Here is an 18145-nt window from a genome sequence, read left to right on the forward strand (position 1 = left end):
GCTGAACATGTGCGGAATCGTGGGGTACGTCGGGAGCAGGCCCGCCACACCGATCCTGTTGGAGGGTCTGCACCGGCTGGAGTACCGCGGTTACGACTCTGCGGGGCTCGCGGTCGCCGCACGCGGCAGGCTGAAGGTCACGAAGGCCGCGGTGCGGGTCGACGAGCTGCGTGACCTGGTCGAGGAGAACCAGCCGTCTCCCGTGGGCATCGCGCACACCCGCTGGGCCACCCATGGCGAGCCGACCGACGCCAACGCCCACCCGCACGTCGACGGCGCGAAGCGGATCGCCGTGGTGCACAACGGGATCATCGAGAACTCCGGGCGGCTGCGCGAGCGGCTCGCCGCGCAGGGCGTGACGTTCGCGTCCGAGACCGACACCGAGGCGCTCGCGCACCTGATCGGCGCGGCGCTCGCGGACGGCGCGGAGTCGCTGGAGGACGCGGTGCGCGCGACGTTGCGGGAGGTCAACGGCGCGTACGGGATCGTCGTGCTGGACGCGCAGAACCCGGGTCAGCTCGTGGTGGCGCGCAACGGCAGCCCGATCGTGCTGGGCATCGGCGACGGGGAGATGTTCGTGGCGTCCGACGTGGCCGCGCTCGTGCGCTACACCCAGCGGGTGGTGTACCTGGACGACGGTGAGCTGGCCACGATCACCGCCGACGACTTCGTGACCAGCACGCTGCAGGCCCACCGCACGGCGAAGACCCCGACGACGGTGGACCTCGACGACGCCGACTACCAGCTGGGCAGCTACGCGAACTTCATGCACAAGGAGATCTGGGAGCAGCCGGAGTCGGTGCGCCGGACGCTGCTGGGCAGGCTCGACGAGCGGTTCGGCACGGCGCGGCTGGGCGGGATCAACCTGGACGCCCGTGCGCTGCGCGCGATCCGGCGCGTGAAGTTCTTCGGCTGCGGTTCGGCGTACTACGCGGGCCAGCTGGGCGCGAACCTGGTCGAGGAGTGGGCGCGGCTGCCCGCGGACGCCGAGCCGGCGTCGGAGTTGCGGTACCGCAACCCGGTGGTCGAGGAGGACACGCTGTACGTGGCGATCAGCCAGTCCGGCGAGACGGCGGACACGCTGGCGGCGGTGCAGGAGCTGAAACGCAAGGGCGGCCAGGTCATCGGCATGGTGAACACGGTCGGCAGCGCGATCGCGCGGGAATGTGGCAGTGGCACGTTCCTGCACGCGGGGCCCGAGGTGTCGGTGGCCTCGACCAAGGCGTACACGAACATGGGCGTGTGCTTCGCGATGCTGGCGCTGGCGCTGGGCCGGGTCCGCGATCTGTCCGTTTCGGACGGTGCGCGGATCGTCGCGGGTCTGGATTCGCTGCCGTCGTTGATCGTCGAGGTGCTGGGGGCGGAGAACGAGATTTCGGCCGTGGCGAAGGAACACAGCGGCGCGGAGCGGATGTTCTTCATCGGCCGCACGCGCGGCTGGCCGGTGGCGCGGGAGGGCGCGCAGAAGCTGAAGGAGATCTCGTACGTGCACGCCGAGGCGTACCAGGCGGGCGAGCTGAAGCACGGCCCGCTGGCGCTGATCGAGCCGGCGATGCCGTCGGTGGTCATCGTCCCGGACGACGAGCTGCTGGCGAAGAACATCGGGACGATAGAACAGATCAAGGCCCGCGGCGGCCCGGTGATCGCGGTGACGAACGCTGACCTGCCCGACGGACTGGCCGATTCGGTGATCCAAGTACCGCGCAGCGAGCCGGAGCTGGACCCGATCCTGTTCACCATCCCGCTGCAGGTGTTCGCGTACCACCTGGCGCACCACCTCGGCCGGGACATCGACAAGCCGAGGAACCTGGCGAAGAGCGTGACGGTGGAGTAACACAGGCCCGGCTCCAGGCGACCTCTCCACGAGGAAAGCTTGGAGCCGGCATGTGGATCAGGGTGTTCGCTACCACCGCGGTCCTGTTGGGCACGGTCACCGCCTGCTCGTCATCACTGCCGGGAATCCCGGCCGCTCCGCCGCAGGCGCCCGCGACCACGGCCACAACGGCCCCCGTCACGACGGCCGTCGCGCCGCAGGCCACGACGAGTCGGCCGAAACCGACCTCCACGGGAATGCCGTCCAGTAAGCAGAAGGCGTCGGCTCCGAGGACCACCACTCGCGCCGCACCGCGATACGGCTACCAGTGCCGCGACGGTGACGAGAAGCTCTACTCGGTGTGCGCCGGCCATAAAGAGTGGGTCGACGGTCAGCTCGAGTACACGAATTGCCTCTCCGGTGGAGGCACCTGGGATGTCAAGACGCAGCGCTGCGTCCATCCATCACGCACTACGACGCCTACCCCAAGTGTTCGCAACTGAGAACTGTCGGTGCCCGCCGGTACGTTGCGGGCGTGACCGAACCCTCCTTCGTGACCGAGACTCGTGCCGCGTACGACACCGTGGCCGCCGACTACGCCGAGCTGTTGCGCGACCTGCTCGCCGACAGCACCTTCGACCGCGCCATGCTCGGCGCCTTCGCCGAGCTCGTGCGCGGCGGCGTGGTCGCGGAGCTCGGCTGCGGCCCGGGGCGCATCACGGGCCACCTGGCGTCGCTGGGGCTGGACGTGTTCGGCGTGGACCTGTCGCCGCAGATGGTGGCGGTGGCCCGGCGGGCGCATCCGGAGCTCCGGTTCGAGGAGGGTTCGATGCTGGCGCTGGACCTCCCGGACGCGAGCGTGCACGGGATCGTGGCGTGGTACTCGATCATCCACACTCCGCCGGAGCAGCTGCCGACCGTGTTCGCGGAGTTCGCCCGTGTCCTGGTCCCCGGCGGCCGAGTCCTGCTGGCCTTCCAGGTCGGCGACGACCACCGGCACCACATCGAGCACGCCTACGGCCACGACATTTCCGCGGACGCGTACCGGCTCTCGCCCGACAACGTGAGCAAGCGGCTGGCCGAGGCGGGTCTGTCGGAGACGGCACGGCTGGTGCGCGAGCCCGAGGGACAGTGGGAGAACACCCCGCAGGCGTACCTGCTGGCGCGCGCCTAGTACGACGGCCGGGTGGTGGGAGTCGGGGTCAGGACACCGAGGTCGATGGTCGTCTCACTCGTCGAGGTCCGCGCGATGTTGGGCTGCGCCGGCGGTCGCGGGTGGGGGATCATCGCGTCGCGGCTGACGCGGGCCGCCCGCTCGGACTCGCTCTCAGTGCCTTTGGCGCCTGCGGCGGCGGGCTTTTTCGGCGCGCTGCTGCTGCGCACGGGCGCGGCCGCAGGCACCGTGCTCGGCGGCGCCGGTGCGGGCACGAGGTCGAGCGGCCGCACGGCATCGGAGTCCGCCACCGCTGCCGGCTGCTTCGAGACGGGGTCCTCGGTGAGGCTTCCGGGCACGAACGCCAAGCTTGCCGCCGCGACAGCGAGCACCAGGACGAGCATGAACTTCCGCATCGGGCAGAAATCTAGCACCCGCGTTTTTGTGACTGTTTCACTGAAATGGCCTGAAATCAGTGAACAAGCCGACTCGTGTACCCGGCGTCGACGAGCCTTTCGTAAGCGTTCTCGACCTGAGGCGGCACGTCCTGCGGAACGGCGAACCCACGCTCCGCGTACACCCGGATTCGTTGCGTGTCCCCGACGAGCATGGTGATCACGCGCTCGACGTCCCCGATCTCGTTCACGTACTCGTCGAGCGGCATGGGTTTCGAGGCGCAACGGATATCGATCTCGGGCCAGAGCTTCCGGGCCGTGGCGTACGCGCGGCGCTGTTGGTAGGGACGAGTGATCAGGATGGCATCGCGAATGTCGTGGTGCGCGAGCAGCTTCTGCGTGAGGGTGATGTTCTCACCGGTGTTGCGGGCTTCGGTCTCGATCAGGATCACGTCGTCGGGCACGCCGAGCGCGAGCGCGTGTTCGCGGTAGTGCACGGCCTCGCCGCGGGGAAAGCGCTCGACGGTGGTCGGCGCGTTGGCGCCGGTGAACACGATGAGCGGAAAGAGTTTTCGGTGGTACAACTCGGCGGCGCAGGTGGCGACGCCGAGGTCGTGACTGCCGAGCCCGATGCCGACGTCGGCGGGGCGGAGTTCGTGGTGCAGCTGGTGGTAGTTCCACAGCGTCTCGACGTCGTCACGCAGTCGGGGGGCGATTTCGGGCAATTCGCGTCTCCTGTTGCGTACGCTCGACACCATGACGGGTTTCGTCGTGACGGTAGCCCTCTTCGCCGTGATCCTCGGCGGCCTCCCGCTGCTGGCACGCCACGTCCGCCGCACCGGCGTCGGCGGCGGCCTGCTGGGCCCACTGGAGGAGGTCTGGGGCTACCCGGACGCCCACCGCGCAAGGTTCGAGATCGAGGCCCAGGTGGAACGCCGAGCCCCGGCGCCCTCGCCGGGCGACTCGCCGGATGCCGGGAACGGGAGTGCGACCTGATCACCTTGGCGTGCACCATCGCCGGTACTCGGGCTACCACGAACCTGCCCTTGCGGCGCCCGCCTCGGGCGCGCCGGAGGTGATGTCTCATCTCTGGTGATGGGCTTAGGTTTCGAGGATGTGGGACGACCTTCTCGGCGACCTGGTGGGTTTGCTCGTCGGGGTGCCTTCGGGCGAGTGCGATGCCGACTGGCGACGTGGACGGGTGTCGTCGAAGCGACGTCGGGTGTTCGAATCAGGTCGCGAGATCCGGCTCCGGTGCGCGCTGCGGTGGCCGGACAGCGAGTTCCGCCGGTGGCGGATGGGAACGCTGCGCCTGTCTCGGGGTAGTGCGCGCTGGTCTCCGCGTTTCCGCCGGTCGCTCGGGGTCGAGCTTGACTACCGGAAGACGACACCGCGGACGATGCGGCGCCGGGGTCTGTGGGAGCGCTTCCGGCTTGCCCGCACGGATGTTGTGCTGGTCTACGGATTGCACGATGGCCGACTCGAGCTTGCGATACGGCGTTGGGAGTTGACCGAGGTGGCGAGACTGTTCGAGATGCCACCGGCGCGTTAGCCGCCCAAACCGTCGACCGAACGGTGAAGGCCCAGACCAGAGAACCTCTGACCTGGGCCTTCACCTACAGAGCGGATGACGGGAATCGAACCCGCGTATTCAGCTTGGGAAGCTGATGTTCTACCATTGAACTACATCCGCAGCGCCACAGATCATACACAGCGCAGCGCCTCCCTTCACACCAGGGCCCCCCGGAACTTGACGCCACAGCCGCAACTGACAACACTTGTTGTCATGAGCCAGCGGTTGCCTGATCCCGAGCTCTTCCGCCACGGGGGGTTCCGGCTCGCTGCCCGGTTGTTCGCTCCTCCGGCGGACCTGCGGAGCACCGAGGCGCAGCTGCGCCGCTTCCGGGCCTTCGCCCAGGCCGAGGATCCGCTCGCCGACGCGCTCGTGGACGCACCCCGTGATGTCTTCGAGGAGGCCCTGACCAGGGGAATCAGCAAAACACCGCAAGCGCCCGCTGAAGTCGAAAACTTCTTCGCCGTCGTCGAGTCCGCTCCCTACTGGCTCGACCTCGACCGCGTCGACCGGGGCGCCAAGGCGATCACCCGGACCGGCTTGCTGGGCCTCTTCCCGCTCGGCGACATGTCCCTCATGGGCGGCTACCTGGCCTCCCGCGCCACCAAGTCTCTGGTCGCGACCGGGGAGATCGAGCACCTCGCCGGGCGGCGGCTCATCGAGACCGCCGCCTGGTGGATCGACGTCACCACGCCCGGCAACCTCCGCCCCCACCGCGCCGGGTACGCCGCCGCCCTCCGGGTCCGGCTCGTGCACGCCCACGTGCGCGCCGCGATGAACCGGCGCCGCGACTGGGACTACGACGCCTGGGACCGGCCCGTCAACCAGGTGCAGACCGCCGGCACGCTCATCCTCTTCTCCCTGGTCTTCGTCCTCGGCACGCAGTTCCTCGGCATCCGCTACACCGAACGCGAGCGCGGCGACATCCTCCACCTGTGGCGCTACGTCGGCTGGCTCATGGGCGTCGACGAGGAGCTCCTGCCCGCCGACGAGACCGACGCCTGGCGCCTGCTCTGGCTCCTCGCCACCACCGAGTTCATCCCCGACGACGACTCCAAACGCCTCGCCAAGGCCCTACTGACCACCCACGAGAACAGCCGCGCCGGCAAGGTCCTCTCCCGCGTCCACTCCGCCATCAGCCGCCTCGTGCTCGGCCGGGTCAACGCCGACTTCCTCGAACTGCCCGACGACCCCGTGGCACAGGCCGCCGTGCTCGCCGCCGCCGCGGCCAACTTCGCCGCCGAGACCGCGCGCCGCCACATCCCCGGCGCCACCGCGCTGCAGGAGCTGATCGGCGGCCTCGAACGGCGCCGTTACGTCGGTCAGCTCGCGAAGATCGTCCAGCTCGACCCCACCTATGCGCGCCACATGCGGGCCGCCTAGCTAGTCTCGTGCTCGTGCTGCTGAGTGACCGTGACCTCCGAAAAGAAGTCGAAGCCGGACGCCTCGGGATCGACCCGTTCGATTCCGCCATGGTGCAACCGTCCAGCATCGACGTGCGGCTCGACCGCTTCTTCCGGGTCTTCAACAACAGCCAGTACACCCACATCGACCCTTCGCGGCAGCAGGACGAGCTGACGTCGCTGGTCGAGAAGACCGGCGAGGACCCCTTCGTCCTGCACCCCGGCGAGTTCGTGCTCGCCTCCACCTTCGAGCTGGTCACCCTGCCCGACGACCTGGCCGGCCGTCTGGAGGGCAAGTCCTCGCTCGGCAGGCTGGGCCTGCTCACGCACTCCACCGCCGGGTTCATCGACCCCGGCTTCTCCGGCCACATCACCCTCGAGCTGTCCAACGTCGCGAACCTGCCGATCACCCTGTGGCCCGGCATGAAGATCGGCCAGCTCTGCCTGTTCCGGCTCACCAGCGCCGCCGAGCACCCCTACGGCTCCGCCGAGGCCGGCTCGCGCTACCAGGGCCAGCGCGGCCCCACACCGAGCCGCGCCCACCTCAACTTCCACCGCGTCGACACCTGGCGCTGACGCCGTAAACTCCCCTGACCTGGTGAAACATCTCACCCCAGTGGTCCGGTATGGACTGGACCACATCTCCGGTTAGGCCATTCAGAGGCACAACCGAGGAGGCAGGGGCATGAGCGTCCCCACGACCGGGGAGCGAGCCGGTCAACAACATCTCGCCCACGTCGTCTTCATCGCCGGGGCGGCCGCGGTCGGCGGTTTCCTGTTCGGCTACGACAGTTCCAACATCAACGGTGCCGTGCTCGGCATCCAGCACCACTTCCAGGTCGGCGACGGCGTCACCGGGCTGACGGTCTCCAGCGCGCTCATCGGCTCCGCCGTCGGCGCCTGGTTCGGCGGGCTGCTGTCCGACCGGATCGGCCGCATCCGCACGATGCAACTGGCCGCGGTGCTGTTCCTGGTCAGCGCCATCGGCGCGATGTTCCCGTTCAGCGTGTGGGACCTCGCGATCTGGCGCGTTGTCGGCGGTATCGCGATCGGCGTCGCGTCGGTCATCGGGCCCGCCTACATCGCGGAGGTCGCGCCACCCGCGTACCGCGGACGGCTCGCGTCGCTGCAACAGCTGGCCATCGTGCTCGGCATCGGTGTGTCCGCGCTGGTCAACTGGGTCATCAAGGACCTGGCGCCGACCGGGGCGGACGGTTCGCACGACCTGAACGGGTCGCTCGGCGGGATCGAGCCCTGGCAGTGGATGCTCGGGGCCGCGGCCGTGCCCGCGATCGTGTACTTCGTGCTCGCCTCGGTGATCCCGGAGTCGCCGCACTACCTGCTGTCGATCGGCAAGACGCAGAAGGCGCGCAAGGTGCTCGCGGAGGTCGAGGGCGGGGACGTCGACGCGAAGCTGGCGGACATCCGCCGCAACCTGCGCGTCGAGAAGCGCTCGAAGGTCCGCGACCTCGTCGGCGGGAAGTTCGGGCTGCTGCCGATCGTGTGGGTGGGCATCGCGCTGGCGGTGTTCCAGCAGTTCGTCGGCATCAACGTGATCTTCTACTACTCGGACACGCTGTGGCACTCGGTCGGCCAGAACACCGACTCGCTGCTGATCTCGATGGTCAGCCCGGTCATCAACATCATCGGCACGTTCATCGCGATCGCGTTCATCGACCGCGTGGGCCGCAAGCCGTTGCTGCTGATCGGTTCGGCGGGCATGACGATCGGGCTCGCCGTCGCCGCGATCGCGTTCGGCAACGCGGTGACCGTGAACGGCGACCTGAGCCTGCCGGGCGCGTGGGGCCCGATCGCGCTGGTGTTCGCGAACCTGTTCGTGATCTCGTTCGCCCTGTCGTGGGGCGTGATCCTGTGGGTCATGCTGGGTGAGATGTTCCCGCTGCGGATTCGCAGCGCCGCGCTCGCCATCGGCACCGCCGCGAACTGGATCGCCAACTGGATCGTCACGGTCAGCTTCCCGAGCATGGCCGCCTGGAGCCTTTCGACCACGTACTGGATCTACGCCGCGTTCGCGATCCTTTCGATCCCGTTCGCGCTGAAGTTCGTGCGGGAAACGAAGGGCACCGCGATCGAAGACGTGCGATAACCGCTGGTAGTACGACGAATGGCGCAACAAGGTTGCGCCATTCGTGGTCTCCAGCCGTTATCGTTCGGTGATAATTTCTTGCCTCGTGCGTGTCCCGAACTCCCGGCTCCGTCCCGTGCTCGTTTCGCTCAGCGTGCTCGTCGGCGTGCTGGCCGCCGCGGGCGGACTGCTCGTCACGCGCGAGCCCGCGGACGAGCACCTGCACGTGGCGCTGACCGACTCGACCTCGCACCCGGTCAGCACGATGCACCAGCCCTCCCCGGTCGCCCCCGCCCCGAGCAGCCCGGCCGCCCCGCCGAGCACCACGGCCTCCCCCGCGCCGAGTACGACCGCCTCCCCGCCCGCCCCGCCGCCGTCGACGAAGTCCACCCCGAAACCGCCGCCCTCGACCAGCACCAAGGCCGCGCCGCCGCGGAACAACTCCGTCGCAGCGCAGGTTCTCGCGCTGGTCAACCAGGAGCGGTCGAAGGCCGGTTGCGGCGCGCTCAGTGACGACGGCCGCCTGGACACCGCCGCGCAGAAGTTCAGCGAGGACATGTCCGCCCGCGACTACTTCTCACACGTCACGCCCGAGGGCGTCACCTTCGACCAGCGGATCAAGGCGGCCGGCTATGCCAAACCGGCCGCCGAGAACATCGCGATGGGCTCGACCACCGCCGCGCAGACGATGCAGATGTGGATGAACTCCGACGGGCACCGCCGGAACATCCTCAACTGCTCCTACCACACGCTCGGCGTCGGCCTGGACACCGACGGCTGGTACTGGGTTCAGGACTTCGGGTTCTGACGCGCCCGTTCGACGATCGCCTTCGTGTCCACAGTGGACGGCAGGGTACCGAACGCGATGCCCCAGTCGCCGCCGAGGCGGGAGGCGCAGAAGGCGTCGGACACCGCGGCCGGTGCGTAGCGCACGAGCAGGGAACCCTGCAGCGCCAACGCCATCGTCTCGACCAGCCGCCGCGCGCGGAACTGGATGTCCTCGGGGTCGGACAGTTCCTTGCGCAGGCGGCCCACGGCGTCGTCGAGGCGCGCGTTCGCCCCGGCGGCCAGGTCCAGCTCGCCGAAGAACGCGTCGACGGACTCAGGCTGCTTCGCCATGGCGCGCAAGGCATCCAGCGCCGCCACGTTGCCCGAACCCTCCCAAATGGACAGCAGCGGCGCCTCCCGGTACAGCCGCGGCATCCCGGAGTCCTCGACGTAACCGTTGCCGCCCAGGCATTCCAGCGCCTCGGCCGCGTGTGCCGGGCCGCGCTTGCACACCCAGTACTTCGTCACCGCGAGCGCCAGCCGCCGGAACGCGGCCTGCTCCGGGTCGCCGGTCGCCCCGGCGAGCCGCATCGCGACCGTGGTGGCGGCCTCGGACTCGACGACCAGATCGGCCAGCACGTTGGCCATCGCAGGCTGGTCCACGAGGTTCGCGCCGAACGCCCGGCGGTGCGCGGCGTGGTGCGTCGCCTGCACGACCGCTTGGCGCATCAGGGAAGTCGTGCCGAGCACGCAGTCGAGGCGGGTGTTGTTGACCATCTCGATGATGGTCGGCACACCGCGGCCCTCCTCGCCGACCAGCCAGCCGACCGCGCCGTCGTACTCGATCTCCGAGGAGGCGTTGGACTTGTTGCCCAGCTTGTCCTTGAGCCGCTGCAGGAAGATCCGGTTGCGGGAACCGTCGGGCAGCACGCGCGGCAGCAGGAAGCACGAGAGGCCGCCGGGCGCCTGCGCGAGGGTGAGGAACAGGTCGGACATCGGCGCCGAGGTGAACCACTTGTGCCCGGTGAGCACGTAGCTGCCGTCACCGTTCGGGCGCGCGGTGGTGGTGTTGGCGCGGACGTCGGAGCCGCCCTGCTTCTCGGTCATCGACATGCCCGCGATCAGGCCGCGCTTGGTGCTCGGCACGCGCAGGCCGAAGTCGTACTCGGGCGAGGCGAGCAGCGGCTCGTAGACGGCGGCCAGCTCGGGGTTGTGGCGCAGCGCGGGGACCGCCGCGTACGTCATGGAGATCGGGCAGACGTGCCCGCCCTCGGCCTGGTTCCAGACGAGCACCTTCGCGGCGCGGGCGGCGTGCGCGGCCGGGCGCTCGTCGCGCCAGGGCGCCGCGTGCAGGCCGTGGCCGACCGCGACGGTCATCAGCTCGTGCCAGGCGGGGTGGAACTCGACCTCGTCGATGCGGTGGCCGTAGCGGTCGTGCGTGTGCAGCTTGGGCGGGTTCTCGTTGGCCTGGCGGCCCCACTCCTGCCCCTGGGCGCTGCCGGCGAGGCGGCCCAGCTCGTGCACCTCGTCCTCCGCCCAGCCCGCCCCTTCGCGGCGCAGGCCGTCGAGCAGTGCCGCGTCGTCGGCGACGTCGTAGTCGACCAGCGGCGGGACCTGGTTGAGAACCTCATGGGTGTCCGGCATCGGAACCTCCTAGTGCGCGCAGGATGAAGGGGCGCAGTCCGGCGACCGCGCCGTTGTTGTCAGTGGTGAGCGGGCCGACGAGGACCTCGGTGATGGCGCCGACCAGCGCGGCGGCGGTGAGTTCCGCGTCCTGGGGCGGCAGCAGGCCGGTGCGGACGCCCTCGCGGATGTGCTCGGCGGCGAGGTCGCGGAAGACGCGCCGGAAGACGATGCGCTCGGCCTCGACCGGCGCATCGACGGGCTCGGCGAGAAGCGCGTACGCGCGGCGCGGGGCTTTCAGCGCGCGTACGGCGAAGGTCTCGAAGATGGCGACAACGCGCTCGGCGGGTTCCCCGGGCTCCTGCGCGGCAGCCTTCACGGCGTCGACCTCGTGCCCGACGATGCCGCGGAACAGCTCCACGACCAGCTCCGCCTTGCCGGGAAAGTGCTTGTACACGCTGCCGGTGGCGATGCGCGCCCGCTCGGCGACGGCCGCCACGGAGCAGCCCGCGTACCCCCGCTCGGCGAGCAACTCGGCGGCGGCCTTGAGGATCCCGGCCCGCTGCGCGTCGAGGCGCGCTTGGACCTGCGGGGTGCGACGGTAGGGCACGCAAGAAGTGAACCACTGATTCACTGCTTCAGGCAAGCAGGAGGGGATCGTGCTGACGGCCTGGGCCGAGTTGCTGCTGCCGTTGGCGCCCGAGCCACCGGCAGCCGTGGCCGATCTGGGATGCGGGACGGGAAGCCTCGCCGTGCTGCTCGCCGAGGCCGGGCACTCCGTCGTCGGCGTGGACCTCGCGCCACGGGATGGTCGCCGCGGCCACGGAGAAGGCGCGCGGACGGGCCGAGTTCCGGCAGGACGACGCCTCGGACCCGGCCCTGCCTCCGGCAGCTTTCGACGTCGTGCTGGCGCGGCACGTGGTGTGGGCGCTTCCCGATCCCGCCGCCGCACTGGGCAGGTGGGTTCGGCTGCTGCGACCCGGCGGGCGGGTGGTGCTCGTCGAGGGCCGCTGGGCCACGGGCACCGGGCTGACGGCGCCGAGCGCCAGCCTTTCCTGACCTACTGCGGAGTCCCGTAACGCGTCGCCGCCTCGCCGTAGCGCGCCAGGACCGCCGCGCGCAGTTCCGGGTCCGTACGCGGGACCGGCTCGATGAAGACCTCGCTCACGTCCGAGTACGCCTCACGCAGCTCGCCCGCCAGGCGCACGCACGCGCGCTCCACGTCGGACGCGTGCAGCGAGTCGTCGAAGTCCACGCGCGAGCACACCAGGATCAGGTCGGTGCCCAGCAGCATCGTCTGCAGGTCGACCACCGCCTCGATCTCCGGCGCGTCGGACAGCAGCTGCCGGATCCCGCGGACCACCACCGGGTCCGCCTGCCTGCCGATCAGCAGCCGCAGGTTGGTCAGGCCCAGGCTCCACGCCACCACCGCCAGCAGCAGGCCGATCAGGATCGACGCCAGCCCGTCGTACAGCGACGAGCCCGTCAGCTGGTGCAGCAGCAACGCCAGGAACGCGAGCACCAGACCGACGAGCGCGGCCGAGTCCTCGAAGAACACCGACTTCGGCGCCGGGTCGTCGACCAGCCGCAGGTACGTGGCGATCGACCGCTTCTGCTCCCCGGACTCCCGGCGCACCTGCCGCAGCGCCTGCAGCCACGACGTGCCCTCCAGCAGGAACGCGATCCCCAGCACGACGTAACCGACGATCGGGCTCGACTGCTCGGACGGCTCGCCGAACACCGTCGAGAAGCCCTCGTAGAACGAGAACATCGCACCCGACGCGAAGATCGACACCGCGGCGAGCAGTGACCAGAAGTACCGCTCCTTGCCGTACCCGAAGGGGTGCACGCGGTCCGCCGGCTTGCTGGAGCGGCGCAACGCCGTCAGCAGCAGGATCTCGGTGATGGTGTCCGCCACCGAGTGCGCGGCCTCCGACAGCATCGCGCCGGAGCCCGTGAGGACCCCCGCGACGGCCTTGAGGATCGCGATGGCCAGGTTCACCGCCCCCGCCAGCACGACGGTCACGGTGCTTTCGCCTTTGGGCGATTCCTCCTGCTCGCTCACCCGCTGATCTTAGATCCGTTGCAGCCCATCCAGCACGCGACGCATGAGCGCCAGCGGCGGCCGCCCCTCGGCGGTGCGCTCCGTGCCGTGGATGTGCAACAGCCCCAGCTCCGCCATGTCGGACAGCAGGACACGGGCCACCCCCAGCGGGATCGACAGGGTGGCCGCCACTTCGGCGACCGAGACCGGGCGGCGGCACGCGGCCCGCACCGGCTGGTATTCGCTGTTCAGCGCGGCTCCCGTCCACCGCGCGTCCGCCCGGACGTTGACCATCGTCTCGAGCGCCAGCTCGTAGGTGGACTGCGTGCGGCCCCGGGTCAGGACGTACGGCCGCACGCGGGGGCCGGCGTCGTCGCCCGGGATGTCGTCGGCGAACTGCGGAACGCGGGGCGCGGGAAACTCGCCCGGTTGCTCCTCCTGGGGGAACCGGGCACCGGCACGGGCGGAATCCGGCTCGGTGGCCGGTTCGCCCTCAGCGGGTACACCCATGGTCTCTCGCCCCATTCGCGCAGGTCACAATGCCTCGCCGACGGCTGTGGCTGCGAGAGAACCAGGATAACGCGGCTGTCGAGCCCGTCGGGGGGTTCGGCGACCGAACCCCCCGACGGTAGGAACGCCCTTCGCGAGCTACTTGTCCTCGTCCGGCAAAGGCGTGCCGGACGGGGCCTTGTCGGTGGCGGTGTCCGCCGCCTCCGGCTCGGCCTCGACAGACGGCGCACCGACGGACACCGGCTGCGGACGCCGCTTGACGGACTCCAGCAGCAGCTGCGACACGTCGACGACCTCGACCTTCTCGCTCGCCTGCCCGTCGTTCTGCCGGGCCGTCACGCCATCGGTCAGCATGACCCGGCAGAACGGGCAGCCCGTCGCGATCTTCGACGGCGCCGTGCCCAGCGCCTCGTCGACGCGGTCGAGGTTGATCCGCTTGCCGATCTTCTCCTCCATCCACATGCGGGCGCCACCGGCGCCGCAGCACATGGACCGGTCGCCGTGCCGCGGCATCTCGCGGAACTGCGCCCCGGACGCGCCGACCAGCTCACGCGGCGCCTCGTAGACCTTGTTGTGACGGCCCAGGTAGCACGGGTCGTGGTAGGTCACGTCGTCCGCGATCGGGGCCACCGGCACCAGCCGCTTCTCCCGCACCAGCCGGTTCAGCAGCTGCGTGTGGTGCACGACCTCGTACTGCCCGCCCAGCTGCGGGTACTCGTTCGCGATCGTGTTGAAGCAGTGCGCGCAGGTGACGACGATCTTGCGGTTGCCCGGCTGCCGGTCCTCGAACACCGAGTTCAGCACCTCGACGTTCTGCTGCGCGAGCATCTGGAACAGGAACTCGTTGCCCGCGCGGCGGGCCGGGTCACCGGAGCAGGACTCCTCCGGGCCGAGCACGGTGTACTTGACGTCCGCGATGTGCAGCAGCTCCGCGACCGCCCGCGTGGTCTTCTTCGCACGGTCCTCGAACGCGCCGGCGCAGCCGACCCAGAACAGGTACTCGGCGTCGCCCAGCTCGCCCTCGAAGACGGGCACCTCGAAGTCCAGGTCGTCGGCCCAGGCCATCCGGTCCTTGGCGTTCTGGCCCCACGGGTTGCCCTTGTTCTCCAGGTTCTTGAACATCCCGTTCAGCTCGCTCGGGAAGTTCGACTCGATCATCACCTGGTAGCGGCGCATGTCGACGATGTGGTCGACGTGCTCGATGTCCACCGGGCACTGCTCGACGCACGCGCCGCACGTGGTGCAGGACCACAGGACGTCGGGGTCGATCACGCCGCCGTCGTCGCCCACCAGCGCGCGGTCGGCCTCGGCCAGCGCCAGCACGTCGATACCCGCGTACGGGTTGTCCCCGGTGAGGCCGACCTCCTCGCCCGTGACGTCCTTCTTGCCGCCCGCGAGCAGGTACGGCGCCTTCGCGTACGCGTGGTCACGCAGCTGCGTGATGACCAGCTTCGGCGACAGCGGCTTGCCCGTGTTCCACGCGGGGCACTGCGACTGGCAGCGGCCGCACTCGGTGCAGGTGGTGAAGTCCAGCCAGCCCTTCCAGCTGAAGTCCTCGATCTGCCCGGCGCCGAAGACGTCCTTCTCCGGGTCGGCCTCCTCGAAGTCCAGCGGCTTGCCGCCGCTCATCATCGGCTTCAGCGCGCCCAGCGCGACGCCACCGTCGTCCTCGCGCTTGAAGTAGATGTTGAAGAACGCGCTGAACCGGTGCCACGCCACGCCCATGGTGAGCGTGCGGCCCACGACGTAGAGCCAGACCATGCCCGACAGCAGCTTGACCAGCGCGGTGATGGTGACCGCCGCGGTGCTGGCCGGCAGAATCTCGCCGAGCGGCTTGGTGACGAAGCTGGTCCACAGCCCCGGGTCCTCGATGCCGCTGGAGATCTTGAACGCCTTCACGCCCAGGATGCCGAGGCCCTCGATGACCACGACGGCCTCGACGAAGTACGCGCGGGCGAAGTTCGACCCGGCGAAGCGGGACTGCCGGTCGGCGCGGCGCGGGTGGTTGGCCTGCCGGATGATCGCGAGCGCGATGCCGCCGACCACCGTGCCCAGGCCGAGCAGCTCGGTGATGAACAGCCAGACGCTCGACGCGCCGAAGCCCGGCCAGTGGAAGTGGGGGTCGAACGTCTCGCCGTAGGCTTCGAACCAGGACAGCGAGCCGATCAGGAAGCCCCACATCACGAGCCAGTGCCATGGCCCGACGTGGCGGAACTTGTTCATCCGCGTGTGCGCGGCGAACTCCTTGATCAGCGTGCCGAAGCGCGGCCAGAACGGGCCGTTGCGGGTCGAGTCCGGTTGTCCGAGGCGAATGATGCGCACCATGCGCCAGACGCCGGCGACGAACATGATCCAAGCGACGATGCTTATGGCGACGCCGATCACGCCGAGAGTGATCTGCAGAGCACCCATGATCGGGGCCTTTCGTCCGTATGTGGTGGTTGACGGGCAGCCTAACCGTGCTTACCGATCAGTAACCGATGAGCGCGTCCTAAGTCCCACCGATGTGGTGTACGACTCCCTGGAAAACGGGACGATCGTACCGGTAGTTTCGGGACATGGCCTATCTCCTGCTCGCGCTCGCGATCGTCGCCGAGGTCGCCGGCACGGTCTCCCTCCGGCTGTCCGAAGGGTTCTCCAAACTCGGGCCGTCAATCGTCGTCGTGGGGGGCTACGGCGTGGCTTTCACCGCACTGTCGTTCGTGCTCAAGCTGGGCCTGCCGGTCGCCATCGCGTACGCGATCTGGTCGGCGGCGGGCGTCGCGCTGGTGGCGGTGATCGGCGTGCTGTTCCTGCACGAGGGCCTGAACCCGGTCATGGTCGCCGGGCTGGCGCTCATCATCGGCGGCGTGGTGCTGCTCGAACTGGGAGCGGCGAAGTGAAGGCGCAGCGCGACGGGCGCAAGGCCCGCGGCGACAAGCGGCGCCAGGAGATCATCGACGCCGCGCTGCGGGTGATCGAGCGCGACGGCGTGGCAGGCGTCACACACCGGACGGTCGCGGCGGAGGCCGGCGTGCCCACGACGTCCACGACCTACCACTTCGCGAGCCTGAACGACCTGCTCGTCGCCACGCTCATCTCGTGCGCGAAGGACATGGCGACCGAGGTCTACTGGACGATCGACCGGGCGCGCTCGCGCGGCAGCCTCGGCGCCGACGAGGTCGCGGCGCTGCTCGCGGAGGCGCTGGGGCCGCGGCGCGGGCGCACGATGGCGGAGTACGAGCTGTACCTGCTGGCCGCGCGGCGCCCGGAGCTGCGCCCGGCGGCGCGGAGGTGGCTGGACGTGCTGACGTCGATGGTGCGCCCCGACGACCTCGTGGCACTGCGCGCGTTCCTCGCGGGCATCGACGGCCTGCTGATCCAGGGGCTGATCGACGACGAGCCGCCGACCGCGGAGGAGCTGCGGCCCGTCGTCGAGTACCTGTTGCGACCCCGCTGAGTTCGGCAGGATCAGGGGGCATGACGACGACCAAGAAGGAAGCCGCCGACGCCGTGCTCGCCGCCAAGGTCCGCCTGGGGCTGACCTGGGCGAAGATCGCCGAGACCGTCTCCAGGCCGCTCGCCTGGACCACCGCCGCGCTGCTCGGTCAGCATCCCGTGCCGAAGGACGTGGCCGAGCAGGTCGGCGACCTCCTCGAACTGCCCGCCGACGCGGTGGCCGCCCTGCAGCTGCAGCCCACGCGCGGCGCGCTCGACTCGCCCGTGCCGACCGACCCGACGATCTACCGCTTCTACGAGGTGCTGCAGGTCTACGGGCCGACCATCAAGGAGCTGATCCACGAGAAGTTCGGCGACGGGATCATGAGCGCGATCAACTTCCGGATGGACGTCGAACGCGTTCCCGATCCCGCCGGCGACCGCGTGGTGGTGACACTGGACGGGAAGTTCCTCCCGTACCAGTGGTGAGGCGCTACCCCTTGTTCTCGTACACCGGCACGAGGACCGCGCGGGCGAGGGTGTGGCTGAACAGGTTGAAGCCCAGGAACGCCGGCGTGGCGTCCTCCGGAACCTCCAGCGACTCGACGTCCACGGCGTGCACCGCGACGAAGTAGCGGTGCGGGCCGTGGCCGGGCGGCGGGGCGGCACCGAGGAACTGCTTCACGCCACCGTCGTTCTTCAGCGTCACCGCACCCGACGGCAGCTTCGAGCCGTCCGCGTCGCCCGCGCCGGACGGGAGCTCCGTCACGGACGCCGGGATGTTGAACACCGCCCAGTGCCAGAAGCCGCTGGCGGTGGGGGCGTCCGGGTCGTACACCGTCACGGCGTAGCTCTTCGTGCCCTCCGGGGCGCCCTCCCACGCCAGGTGCGGGGAGCGGTCCTCGCCGCCGGGCACGCCGAAGATGCCGCTCAGGTGCGGCGTGTCGAGCGTCTGCCCGTCCGCGACGTCGTCGCTGCGCAGCGTGAAGGCGGGCACCTGGGGCAGGAAATCGTATGGGTTGGGTGGCTGCGCCATCCGCGTCCTCCTCTGTTCGAACTCGGGCCGGAGACTGGGTAGGGGACACCCCAGGGTGGAACCGGGGGCGTTCCCTGATGTCGTCCAGTCGTACCCGGTCTTAGCGTTTCCCGCACAGGAACCGTGACTGGGGAGGACGCAATGGGCAGGCCGGCACTCGCGATAGGTGGGGTCGCGCTGATCGGGGCTGGGGTGGCGATCGCGGTCGGCTGGTGGTGGCCGACCACCGAGGAGGCGACCTACCAGGTCGTCCAGCCCGTCGGCGGGGTCCGGCTCGACGTCAGCGCGGGGGACGTGCGGGTCACCGCGCGGGACGTGGCCACC

19 protein-coding genes, 1 tRNA gene and 2 pseudogenes are annotated in these 18145 nt (G+C 69.8%); 13 read left to right on the forward strand and 9 right to left on the reverse strand.

Annotated features, from left to right (window positions below; genetic code table 11):
* Positions 1–7: 7 nt before the first annotated feature.
* Complete coding sequence (gene glmS / locus FHX82_RS11765; protein WP_145935909.1) at positions 8–1834, forward strand: glutamine--fructose-6-phosphate transaminase (isomerizing); 1827 nt, start codon at positions 8–10, stop codon at positions 1832–1834.
* 514 nt (positions 1835–2348) lie between these two features.
* Positions 2349–2987, forward strand: coding sequence for a class I SAM-dependent methyltransferase (locus tag FHX82_RS11770; protein WP_145935908.1), 639 nt, complete (start codon positions 2349–2351; stop codon positions 2985–2987).
* On the opposite strand, the gene FHX82_RS11775 is transcribed toward FHX82_RS11770, so the two are convergent.
* A complete protein-coding gene (locus FHX82_RS11775; RefSeq protein WP_145935907.1) occupies positions 2984–3382 on the reverse strand; it encodes a hypothetical protein in 399 nt (132 codons plus the stop codon). The genes FHX82_RS11770 and FHX82_RS11775 overlap by 4 nt on opposite strands.
* 56 nt (positions 3383–3438) lie before the next feature.
* The gene (locus FHX82_RS11780; protein WP_260171896.1) at positions 3439–4086 is read right to left on the reverse strand and encodes a YdcF family protein; all 648 of its coding nucleotides are present in this window, start codon (positions 4084–4086) and stop codon (positions 3439–3441) included.
* Between the two features lie 31 nt (positions 4087–4117).
* Here FHX82_RS11780 and FHX82_RS11785 point away from each other — a divergent pair, with 31 nt between their 5' ends.
* On the forward strand, positions 4118–4357 hold the full coding sequence (locus tag FHX82_RS11785; protein WP_145935905.1) for a hypothetical protein: 240 nt from the start codon (positions 4118–4120) through the stop codon (positions 4355–4357).
* Between the two features lie 626 nt (positions 4358–4983).
* Here the strand turns inward: FHX82_RS11785 and FHX82_RS11790 are convergent.
* A tRNA-Gly gene (locus FHX82_RS11790) sits at positions 4984–5054 on the reverse strand.
* A 93-nt stretch (positions 5055–5147) separates the two neighbouring features.
* On the opposite strand from FHX82_RS11790, the gene FHX82_RS11795 reads away from it, so the two are divergent.
* The 4 genes from FHX82_RS11795 (at position 5148) to FHX82_RS11810 (ending at position 9231) form a co-directional block, all read left to right on the forward strand.
* Complete coding sequence (locus FHX82_RS11795; RefSeq protein ID WP_145935904.1) at positions 5148–6317, forward strand: oxygenase MpaB family protein; 1170 nt, start codon at positions 5148–5150, stop codon at positions 6315–6317.
* A 14-nt stretch (positions 6318–6331) separates the two neighbouring features.
* Positions 6332–6913, forward strand: a complete 582-nt coding sequence (gene dcd / locus FHX82_RS11800; protein ID WP_145935903.1) for a dCTP deaminase — start codon at positions 6332–6334, stop codon at positions 6911–6913.
* Positions 6914–7022: 109 nt separating this feature from the next.
* On the forward strand, positions 7023–8444 hold the full coding sequence (locus FHX82_RS11805) for a sugar porter family MFS transporter (protein ID WP_145935902.1): 1422 nt from the start codon (positions 7023–7025) through the stop codon (positions 8442–8444).
* Between the two features lie 85 nt (positions 8445–8529).
* Positions 8530–9231, forward strand: a complete 702-nt coding sequence (locus tag FHX82_RS11810) for a CAP domain-containing protein (protein WP_229880742.1) — start codon at positions 8530–8532, stop codon at positions 9229–9231.
* On the opposite strand, the gene FHX82_RS11815 is transcribed toward FHX82_RS11810, so the two are convergent.
* Both FHX82_RS11815 and FHX82_RS11820 read right to left on the reverse strand, forming a co-directional pair.
* Positions 9213–10835 (reverse strand): acyl-CoA dehydrogenase family protein, encoded by a 1623-nt coding sequence (locus tag FHX82_RS11815; RefSeq protein ID WP_145939123.1) that lies wholly within the window; start codon positions 10833–10835, stop codon positions 9213–9215. The two genes, FHX82_RS11810 and FHX82_RS11815, sit on opposite strands and share 19 nt — an antisense overlap.
* Entirely contained in the window at positions 10819–11424 is a 606-nt protein-coding gene (locus tag FHX82_RS11820) for a TetR/AcrR family transcriptional regulator (protein WP_145939122.1), read from the reverse strand. Before FHX82_RS11820 ends, FHX82_RS11815 begins: the two co-directional genes overlap by 17 nt.
* A 106-nt stretch (positions 11425–11530) precedes the next feature.
* Here FHX82_RS11820 and FHX82_RS36925 point away from each other — a divergent pair.
* Together FHX82_RS36925 and FHX82_RS36930 are read left to right on the forward strand one after the other, a co-directional pair.
* Positions 11531–11578, forward strand: a pseudogene (locus FHX82_RS36925) (hypothetical protein); the annotation flags it as partial.
* Positions 11579–11621: 43 nt separating this feature from the next.
* The gene (locus FHX82_RS36930; protein WP_260171897.1) at positions 11622–11873 is read left to right on the forward strand and encodes a class I SAM-dependent methyltransferase; all 252 of its coding nucleotides are present in this window, start codon (positions 11622–11624) and stop codon (positions 11871–11873) included.
* Position 11874: 1 nt separating this feature from the next.
* Here the strand turns inward: FHX82_RS36930 and FHX82_RS11830 are convergent, their stop codons facing one another.
* The 3 genes from FHX82_RS11830 to FHX82_RS11840 form a co-directional block, all read right to left on the reverse strand.
* Positions 11875–12879, reverse strand: a complete 1005-nt coding sequence (locus FHX82_RS11830) for a cation diffusion facilitator family transporter (protein ID WP_145939121.1) — start codon at positions 12877–12879, stop codon at positions 11875–11877.
* Between the two features lie 9 nt (positions 12880–12888).
* A complete protein-coding gene (locus FHX82_RS11835) occupies positions 12889–13368 on the reverse strand; it encodes a DUF742 domain-containing protein (RefSeq protein ID WP_145939120.1) in 480 nt (159 codons plus the stop codon).
* 138 nt (positions 13369–13506) lie between these two features.
* Complete coding sequence (locus tag FHX82_RS11840) at positions 13507–15780, reverse strand: (Fe-S)-binding protein (protein WP_145939119.1); 2274 nt, start codon at positions 15778–15780, stop codon at positions 13507–13509.
* A gap of 146 nt (positions 15781–15926) precedes the next feature.
* On the opposite strand from FHX82_RS11840, the gene FHX82_RS11845 reads away from it, so the two are divergent.
* From FHX82_RS11845 to cynS, 3 genes are read left to right on the forward strand one after another with little or no spacing between them, the layout of a single operon-like run.
* Complete coding sequence (locus FHX82_RS11845) at positions 15927–16250, forward strand: DMT family transporter (RefSeq protein WP_145939118.1); 324 nt, start codon at positions 15927–15929, stop codon at positions 16248–16250.
* The gene (locus FHX82_RS11850) at positions 16247–16807 is read left to right on the forward strand and encodes a TetR/AcrR family transcriptional regulator (protein WP_145939117.1); all 561 of its coding nucleotides are present in this window, start codon (positions 16247–16249) and stop codon (positions 16805–16807) included. The genes FHX82_RS11845 and FHX82_RS11850 overlap by 4 nt, the downstream gene beginning before the upstream one ends.
* 20 nt (positions 16808–16827) lie before the next feature.
* A complete protein-coding gene (cynS, locus tag FHX82_RS11855) occupies positions 16828–17274 on the forward strand; it encodes a cyanase (RefSeq protein ID WP_145939116.1) in 447 nt (148 codons plus the stop codon).
* Between the two features lie 4 nt (positions 17275–17278).
* On the opposite strand, the gene FHX82_RS11860 is transcribed toward cynS, so the two are convergent.
* A complete protein-coding gene (locus FHX82_RS11860) occupies positions 17279–17821 on the reverse strand; it encodes a YbhB/YbcL family Raf kinase inhibitor-like protein (protein ID WP_145939115.1) in 543 nt (180 codons plus the stop codon).
* A 141-nt stretch (positions 17822–17962) separates the two neighbouring features.
* Between FHX82_RS11860 and FHX82_RS11865 the strand changes: the two are divergent.
* Positions 17963–18145: pseudogene (locus FHX82_RS11865) on the forward strand (DUF4097 family beta strand repeat-containing protein); the annotation flags it as partial.

Origin of the sequence: Amycolatopsis bartoniae, from assembly GCF_014191255.1 — a bacterium.
Taxonomy (GTDB): domain Bacteria; phylum Actinomycetota; class Actinomycetes; order Mycobacteriales; family Pseudonocardiaceae; genus Amycolatopsis_E; species Amycolatopsis_E bartoniae.